Annotated in this window: 6 protein-coding genes and 1 pseudogene; all 7 read right to left on the bottom strand. The window is 70.9% G+C overall.

Annotated features, from left to right (window positions below; genetic code table 11):
* A pseudogene (locus N799_RS10305) lies at nt 1-189 on the bottom strand (H-NS histone family protein); the annotation flags it as partial.
* Between the two features lie 145 nt (nt 190-334).
* Nucleotides 335-2,074, bottom strand: a complete 1,740-nt coding sequence (locus tag N799_RS10300) for a proline--tRNA ligase (protein ID WP_036211906.1) — start codon at nt 2,072-2,074, stop codon at nt 335-337.
* 75 nt (nt 2,075-2,149) lie between these two features.
* The gene (locus N799_RS10295) at nt 2,150-3,400 is read right to left on the bottom strand and encodes a c-type cytochrome (RefSeq protein WP_081974956.1); all 1,251 of its coding nucleotides are present in this window, start codon (nt 3,398-3,400) and stop codon (nt 2,150-2,152) included.
* Nucleotides 3,393-4,055 carry a cytochrome c oxidase assembly protein gene (locus tag N799_RS10290; protein WP_081974954.1) on the bottom strand — a complete coding sequence of 221 codons (663 nt, stop codon included), beginning with the start codon at nt 4,053-4,055 and terminating at the stop codon, nt 3,393-3,395. Before N799_RS10290 ends, N799_RS10295 begins: the two co-directional genes overlap by 8 nt.
* Complete coding sequence (locus N799_RS10285; protein ID WP_203225048.1) at nt 4,055-4,486, bottom strand: hypothetical protein; 432 nt, start codon at nt 4,484-4,486, stop codon at nt 4,055-4,057. Before N799_RS10285 ends, N799_RS10290 begins: the two co-directional genes overlap by 1 nt.
* On the bottom strand, nt 4,483-7,008 hold the full coding sequence (gene ctaD / locus N799_RS10280; RefSeq protein WP_036211903.1) for a cytochrome c oxidase subunit I: 2,526 nt from the start codon (nt 7,006-7,008) through the stop codon (nt 4,483-4,485). The genes N799_RS10285 and ctaD overlap by 4 nt, the downstream gene beginning before the upstream one ends.
* Nucleotides 7,005-8,030 carry a cytochrome c oxidase subunit II gene (gene coxB, locus N799_RS10275; protein WP_203225047.1) on the bottom strand — a complete coding sequence of 342 codons (1,026 nt, stop codon included), beginning with the start codon at nt 8,028-8,030 and terminating at the stop codon, nt 7,005-7,007. Before coxB ends, ctaD begins: the two co-directional genes overlap by 4 nt.

Genomic DNA, 8,030 nt, shown 5'->3' with positions numbered 1-8,030 from the left:
GGCGGGCGCGCCGCCGCCGGTGCCGAACAGCTCGTTGAGGGTATAGCCCTCGTTCTTGGCCAGCTGGGCCAGCTTCTTGCGGACCTGCGTCACCGGCTTGCGCTTGTTCAGCGTGGTCTTGCGCTTCCTGGCCTTGGTGATGAGGGTTTCGAGTTCGCGTGCGGACAGGGTGTTGATATCGATCGTCATGCGGGGCTCCCGGCGATTGAAAACCCGGCCGAAACCGGCCGGCTGCCCGCGGATGGTAATGACCATTCCGTGCAGAGTAAATGAACGGAATATGCCGATCCGGGTGGAATGGACAATCCGTCGGCGTATTTTCCGGACCGGATACTCAGTTCCCGCCGCCGATCCCGAGCCGTTGCCCCAGCGCCGCGCGGTCGAGGTTCTCGGCCGCCTCGGCCCGGCGCTGGCGGTATTCGAAGGTACCGGCGGCCAGCCCGCGCTCGGAAACCACCACCCGGTGCGGGATGCCGATCAGCTCGATATCGGCGAACATCGCGCCCGGCCGCAGGCCACGGTCGTCCAGCACGACCTCGAGCCCGGCCGCGGCGAGTTCGCGATACAGCGCCTCGGCGGCCTCGGCAACGGCGGCGTCCTTCTTCGGATTGATCACGCAGACCGCGACCTGCCACGGCGCCATCGCCTCCGGCCAGGCGATGCCGTTGTCGTCGTGGTTCTGCTCGATCGCCGCGGCGACGATGCGCGACACGCCGATGCCGTAGCAACCCATCGTCGGCGTGGCGGCCTTGCCCGAATCGTCGAGCACGGTGCAGCCCATCGCCTCGGCATATTTGCGGCCGAGCTGGAAGATATGCCCGACCTCGATCCCGCGCGCGATCGCGAGCGTGCCCTTGCCGTCCGGCGACGGGTCGCCTTCCACCACGTTGCGGATATCGGCGACGACGGCGGGTTCGGGCAGGTCGCGGCCCCAGTTGACGCCGGCGAGGTGGTAACCGGTTTCGTTCGCGCCGACCACGAAATCGGCCATCGCCGCGACGCTGCGGTCGGCGATGACGGTGATCGGCTGTTTCGGTGCGACCGGTCCGAGGAAGCCCGGCGCGCCGCCGAGGTGCTCGAGGATTTCCGCCTCGGTCGCGAGCCGGTAATCGGCCATGCCGTCGAGTTTGGCCAGCTTGATTTCGTTGACCGAATGGTCGCCGCGCACCAGCGCCAGGACGAAACCGGGCTTTTGGTCCGGCGCGTCTCCGTCGCGCACGTTGCCGAACAGCGCGACGGACTTGACCGTGCGCTGCAAACCGATGCCGAGCAGTTCCGCGACCGCCTCGCAGGTCTTCTGGGTCGGGGTTTCGACCTTCCGCAGGGTTTCGCTCGCGACCGGGCGGGCACCGGGTGCCAGCGCCTCGGCCAGCTCGACGTTGGCGGCGTAGTCGGAGCCATCGCAGAAGGCGATCGCGTCCTCGCCCGAATCGGCCAGCACGTGGAACTCGTGCGAGGCGCTGCCGCCGATCGCGCCGGTATCGGCGAATACCGCACGGAAACCGAGCCCGAGCCGGCTGAAAATCCGGCTGTAGGCGTCGTACATCACGCGGTACTGGCGGTCGAGGTCGGCGTCGCCGAGGTGGAAGGAATACGCATCCTTCATCAGGAACTCGCGCGCGCGCATCACGCCGAAACGCGGCCGGATCTCGTCGCGGAACTTGGTCTGCACCTGGTAGAAACACACCGGCAGCTGCTTGTAGCTGGACAGCTCGTTGCGCGCGAAATCGGTGACGACCTCCTCGTGGGTCGGCCCGTAGCAATACCAGGCCTCCTTGCGGTCGCGGATTTTCAGCAGCTGGCCGCCGAATTTCTCCCAGCGCCCGGTTTCCTCCCACAGCTCCTTCGGCTGCACCGACGGCATCAGCATTTCGATCGCGCCGGCGGCGTCCATTTCCTCGCGCACCGCGCGCTCGACCTTGCGCAGCACGCGCAGGCCCAGCGGGGTCCACGTGTAGAGGCCGGAGGCGAGCTTGCGGATCATGCCGGCCTTGAGCATCAGCTTGTGGCTGACGATCTCGGCGTCGGCGGGAATTTCCTTGCTGGTGTGGAGGTGGAACTGCGACAGGCGCATGGTCGGGATTCTGGAGCCGGAAACCCGGCATTCTGACATGCGGGGGAGGGGGTTCGGGCGCCGTGGCGGGGCGGTTCAGGGAACCTCGGGCGGATTACTCGACCCGCTGTCGGTCGCGACGTCCGATGTCCGCTGCGCGCCCCCGGAGAACGCCGGCAGCGAGCCGTACCACGCGGCGATGTCGCGGATGTCCTGCGGCTCCAGCGACTTCGCGACGGTCCGCATGATGTGCGCGTAACCGGTGCCGCCCCGCCGGCCCTGCTTGAACAACTGCAGCTGCAGCGCGAGGTAGCCCGGATGCTGCCCGGCCAGCCGGGGATACATCGGGTTGCGCCACCCGTCGCCGGGCCCGTGGCATTCCACGCATGACGGGATCCGCGCAGAAGCGTCGCCGCGCCGGGCCAGTTGCTCGCCGCGTGCCGCCGATCCCGTCCGCACACGCAGTTCGGCGGCACCACCCGCCGGCAACCCCGCGTAATACCGCGCAATCGCCCGCAACTCCTCCACCGCAAGCCCCGCCACCACCGGCTCCATCACCCCGCTGTGGCGATCGCCGCGGGCATACGCCCGCAGGCTCTCCCGCAGGTAACGCTCGCTCTGGCCAGCCAGCGCCGGGAACGCGCCGGTGCCGCGCCCGTTGCCGTCACGGCCGTGGCAGCGGGCGCAGTCGGCCAGCCGAAATTCCAGTGCAGCGCCACCCGGTGGGAGCCCCGCCGGTGCCGCCACCGCCGCACCGTCGCCATATGCCAGCCGTCGGAACCCGGCCGGATCCAGCGCCGGCAGCCGGCGCAGGAAGGCGACCATCGCCCACACCTCGTCGTCGCGCAGCTCCGACGGCCACGACGGCATCGCGGTGTACTTGATGCCGTGGCGGACGATCCAGAACAGCTGGCGGTCGGTCCACTGGTCGATCTTCGGCGGCAGGTAGGGCGGCGCCGGCTCCATGTGCCGCACCACCTCGGCGCGCGGCGTGCCGGGCGCGCCGTGGCAGGCGAGGCAGCCGCTGGCGTAGTGGCCGGCGCCCTTCAGCACCATCGCGTCGACGTCGAGCGCGCGCTCCTCCGGGGGCGGCCGCTTCACCGCGAGCGCCTGGGTCTGCACCGAGCGGAGCATCGTGTAGTGCAGCAGCACCCGGGTGATCGGCCAGTGCGGCTGGCTGGCGGCGATCGGCACCAGACCGCTCGACACGAACAGCAATGCCGCGATGCCCGCCGCGACGCCGAGTACCGCCAGCCGCGCGAGCGCATGCGGCCACGAGTCGCCGACCAGCCAGCGCCGGAACCGCCGCGCCGCGTTGCCAATCACTGTCCGCCGCGAGTCAGCCATCGGCCACCATCCCGCGCCGGTCGCGTAGCAGGCCCGCAAGCAGCACCAGTGCGCCGAGCAGGTATGCCACCCCGCCGAACACCAGCATCAGCACGCCGCCGAGGTGCTGGTCCTGCAGTGCCGACAGCCCGAGCATCGCCGACCCGTGTCCGGCGTACAGCGGCCGCGACGCCAGCGCCAGCAGCACGCCGAGCAGGGTCATGTGCATCGAGGTCATCAGCAGGCCGGCGACCCCGGCCGCGGCGCGGTCCCGCCGCCGCCCGGCATCGCCGCCGAACGCGGCGACCCACACCAGCAGCCCGACCAGCAGGAAGCTGCCCTGCTCGACCACCAGCAGCTCCGGCACGTGGCCCGCGGCGTGGTGCAGCGCCGGGGCATGCCAGGCCCAGACCACCACGAACTCCAGCGCCGAGGCCGGCATCGGCGCGAACCAGCCCGGCCAGTGGCGCGCCGGGTCGAACCGGCTGCGCGCCAGCCCGGCGGCGACCAGCGGCGCCGCCACCGCGACCACGCCCATGTGCATCAGCATGTGCGCGGCGAACGACTGCCGCGACCACTCCGGCAGTGGCCCGAGCCAGGCCGCGCCGAGCACCGCAAGCCCGGCGGCCAGCCAAGCGGGACGCACTCCGTCGGCGCGGGTGGCAGGCGCGGCCATCAGCGGCAGGTCCCGATCACCGCGACCGCCATCGTCACGTACACCACGGCGACGAAGCTGAGCCCGCACAGCAGCAGGGTCGCGAAGCCGAGGAAACGGTGGCGGTCGCCCGGGGTGTCGTCGTCGTGCGGCAGCGCGGCGTTGCCCCGACGATGGCCGCGCAGGCCGCGCCAGCCGAACAGCACGATCGCGACCAGCGCCACCGCGGTGTAGAGCCACAGCGCCGTGCGCGCACCGCCCAGCGATGCCGCGGCCGTCCCTGCCTTGGCGCACCACACCGCCGCGGTCACGTACGAGGCGAGGAAATGCAGCGCCCAGACCGTCGGCCCGGCGGTCAACAGCCACAGGCTGGCGCGGTGTTCCGGCAGCGCGACGGGCGTGTCCGGTGCGTGCGGCGCATCGCGGCGGCGGGGGCGGGCGGGCGTCGTCATCGCGCCACCAGCGGGAACCCGGCGATCGTCGCCACCGTCACCACCACGGTGATCGCGACGAAGTGCCAGTACAGGGTGACGTTGTGGATGTCGATGTCATGCACCGCATCCATCCGCCCGGCCAGCCGCCGGGCGACGCAGTACAGCTGCATCAGTACGCCCACCAGCACATGCGCGACGGCCCAGCCGCTCAGCAGCCAGACGGTCGCGTCGTAGGCGTGCCGGGTCGGGTCCATCGGCCACGGCCCGGCCAGCAGCGCGAACGCGCAACCGGCCGCCAGCACCACGGCGGCCAGCGTCGCCGCCACGAACGCGCCGCCGGCCGGCCGCCGGTTGAGCCGCCGCGCCAGCAGCAGCGTCGCCCACGCCGCCAGCCCCAGCGCCAGCGCGATCGACGGCCACAGCAGGCCCGGTCCGTTGCTGCCCGCGGGCGGGAAGTCGTCGTGGATAGTCCAGAAAAAGAAGTAGCCGAACACGATGCTGGCGAACGCGGTCATGTCGCCGATCATCGTGATGAACATGCCCCACCAGCCGACCGACACCTGGCCGGACGCGTACAGCGGCAGTTCGACGCCGTGGCCGACGTCCTTGACGGGCTTCTCGGGGCGGAGCGCGGTGCCGGTCCACAGCCAGGCGATGATCGTGATGATCGCCAGTACGCCGCTGACGCCCGCCGCGGTGTACAGCTTGAACACCGGCAGGATGAACGCGCCGCCGGTGAATACCGCCGCCCACAGCGTGATGAAGGTGGGGCCGGGTACGCGCAGGCATTGCCCCGGCACCGCGTCGATCGTCGACGTCACCAGTGTCTCGCGCTTGCCCTCCGGCGCGTCGGGCAGGTAGAAGCGGCCGGCGTCGACGTCGCGCATCAGGCCCGGCTGGTCCCACAGCGGGTAGCGGCTTTCGATCACCGGGATCGATCGCACGCCCCAGGCCTTCGACGGCATCTCCGCCAGCCATTCGAGCGTGCCGGCCTGCCACGGGTCGCGCGGCGAGGTCCCGCGCCGGCGCACCAGCCACACCGCGTCGACCACCACGAGCGCGAACCCGGCCGCCAGCACGAACGCACCGACCGTCGACACCATGTTGAGCACGTCGAACCCCGCGTGCGCGCCGGAGTAGGTGAACACCCGCCGCGGCATGCCGATCAGCCCGGTCAGGTGCATCGGCAGGAAGGCGATGTTGAAGCCGGCGAACATCAGCCAGAACGCCCACTTGCCGAGCCGGTCCGACAGCTTTTTCCCGACCGCCAGCGGAAAGTAGTAGTAGACGCCGGCCACCACCGGGAACACCATTCCGCCGATCAGCACGTAGTGCAGGTGGGCGACGATGAAGTAGCTGTCGTGCGCCTGGAAGTCGAACGGCGCCATCGCCACCATCACCCCGGTGAGCCCGCCGAGCACGAAGATCACCAGCGCGCCGAGCACGAACAGCATCGGCACCGAACGCACCAGCCGGCCCATCAGCACCGTCGCCAGCAGCGCGAAGATCTGCACGCCGGTCGGCAGCGCCACCGCCTGCGAGGCGGCCGAGAAGAACGCCAGCGATATGTTCGGCAGCCCGGTGGTGAACATGTGGTGCACCCACAGCCCGAAGCTGAGGAAGCCGGTGCCCACAGCCGCCAGCACGATCCAGCTGTAGCCGAACACCGCCCGCCGCGCGAAGGTCGGCACGATCATCGCCACCAGCGCGATGGCCGGCAGGAAGATGATGTAGACCTCCGGGTGGCCGAAGATCCAGAACAGGTGCTGCCACAGCAGCGGGTCGCCGCCGCGCGCGGGGTCGAAGAACGGCCAGTCGAGCGCGCGCTGCGCCTCGAACATCAAATCGCCGGCGATCAGCGGCGGGAACGCGAACAGGATCATCGCCGCCACCACCAGGATGTACCAGGCGTACAGCGGCATCAGGTTGATCCGCATGCCCGGTGGCCGGGTCTTGAGCGTGCCTGTGATCAGCTCGACCGCCGCCGCGATCGACGCGACCTCGATGAAGCTCAGCCCGAGCAGCCAGATGTCGGCGCCGTAGCCCTCGGTGTACTGCGTGGTCAGCGGCGGGTACATGAACCAGCCGCCCTGCGGCGCCGCGTTGAAGAAGATCGAGCCGCAGACGAACACGCCGCCGATCACGAAGCTCCAGAACCCGAACGCCGACAGCCGCGGGAACGGCAGGTCGCGCGCGCCGAGCAGCTGCGGCAGCACCAGCATCGAGAACGCCTCGAAGATCGGCACCGCGAACAGGAACATCATCGCCGAGCCGTGCAGCGAGAACAGCTGGTTGTAGGTCTGCGCGCTGACGAAGTCGTTGTCGGGCACCGCCAGCTGCACCCGCATCAGCAGCGCCAGCACCCCCGCGAACAGGAAGAACACGAACGCCATGCCGGTGTACCAGAGCCCGACGTTGCTGTTGTTGACCGCCGACCAGTAGCGCCAGCCGGTCGGCGTCGCCCACGCGGCTTCGAGGCGCGCGGCCTGTGCCGGGTCGCCGTGGGGATGCTGCGCTTCGACCGGCGGAGTCGCGTTCACTGCAGGCTCTCCAGATAGGCGGCGATCGCGTCGAGGTCGTCGTCGGGCAGCATCGCGAAGGCCGGCATTGGAACGTCCGGCTTGAACGCGTCGGGGTGGGCGACCCATGCGCGGAAGGCGTCGGGGTCGTTGGGCAGGGTGCCGGCGGCGAGGCCGAGGCGGCTGCCGACGTGGGTGAGGTCGGGGCCGACCACGCCGGCGGCCGGGGTGCCGCGGATCGCGTGGCAGGCAGCGCAGCCGTGGGTCAGGAAGGCTTCGGCGCCGCGTTGTTCCAGCGTGGTGGCGGGCGGGCGCGCCGGCGCGGCCTGGGCGGCCAGCCAGCGGTCGAACGCCGGGCGCTCCATCACCACCGCGTGGAACTCCATCCGCGCGTGCGAGCTGCCGCAGTACTCGGCGCAGATGCCGCGGTAGGTGCCGGTGCGGGTCGGCTCCAGCACCAGCGTGGTCGTGCGGCCGGGGATGTTGTCGAGCTTGCCGCCAAGCGCCGGGATCCAGAACGAATGGATCACGTCCGGGCTGCTCAGGCGGAATTCGGTGCGCTCGCCGACCGGCAGCCGGATCTCGTTGGCCAGTGTCACCGGTGCGTCGTGACCCGGCAGGTGGTAGGCGACGCGCCACCACCACTGCTCGCCGGACACGTCGATCCGCAGTCCCCCGGCCGGCGGTGGTTCGCGCAACTGCGGCATCAGCACCAGCCCGTACAGCAGCAGCGCGGCGAGGGTGACGGTCGGCACGATCACGCCACCGCCGAGGATCAGCCAGCGCGCGCTGCGGCGGCTGTGCGGCCGCGGGTTGAGCAGCCCGGCGTACAGCGCGATCGCGACCACGACAGCCCAGACCACCGCCGCGCCGACGGCCATGATCGTGAAGAGCACGGCGATGTCGGCGGCGCCGCGGCCGGCCGGGTCAAGGGCGGAGGCGGGGCCGTCGCAGCCGGCCAGCAGCATCGCGGCCAGCGCGAGCGCAACGACGGAGCGCCGCGGCGGACGGGCCGGCGCGGGCCGGGTCGCGGACCCGATCAC

Origin of the sequence: Lysobacter arseniciresistens ZS79, from assembly GCF_000768335.1 — a bacterium.
Classification (GTDB): Bacteria; Pseudomonadota; Gammaproteobacteria; order Xanthomonadales; family Xanthomonadaceae; genus Novilysobacter; species Novilysobacter arseniciresistens.
This window is presented reverse-complemented; position numbering and strand designations above follow the sequence as displayed.

Bases quoted from the DNA above. Each gene is read 5' to 3' on its own strand.
- N799_RS10300 (WP_036211906.1), bottom strand. From the start codon at position 2,074: ATGCGCCTGTCGCAGTTCCACCTCCACACCAGCAAGGAAATTCCCGCC.
- N799_RS10295 (WP_081974956.1), bottom strand. From the start codon at position 3,400: ATGGCTGACTCGCGGCGGACAGTGATTGGCAACGCGGCGCGGCGGTTC.
- N799_RS10290 (WP_081974954.1), bottom strand. From the start codon at position 4,055: ATGGCCGCGCCTGCCACCCGCGCCGACGGAGTGCGTCCCGCTTGGCTG.
- N799_RS10285 (WP_203225048.1), bottom strand. From the start codon at position 4,486: ATGACGACGCCCGCCCGCCCCCGCCGCCGCGATGCGCCGCACGCACCG.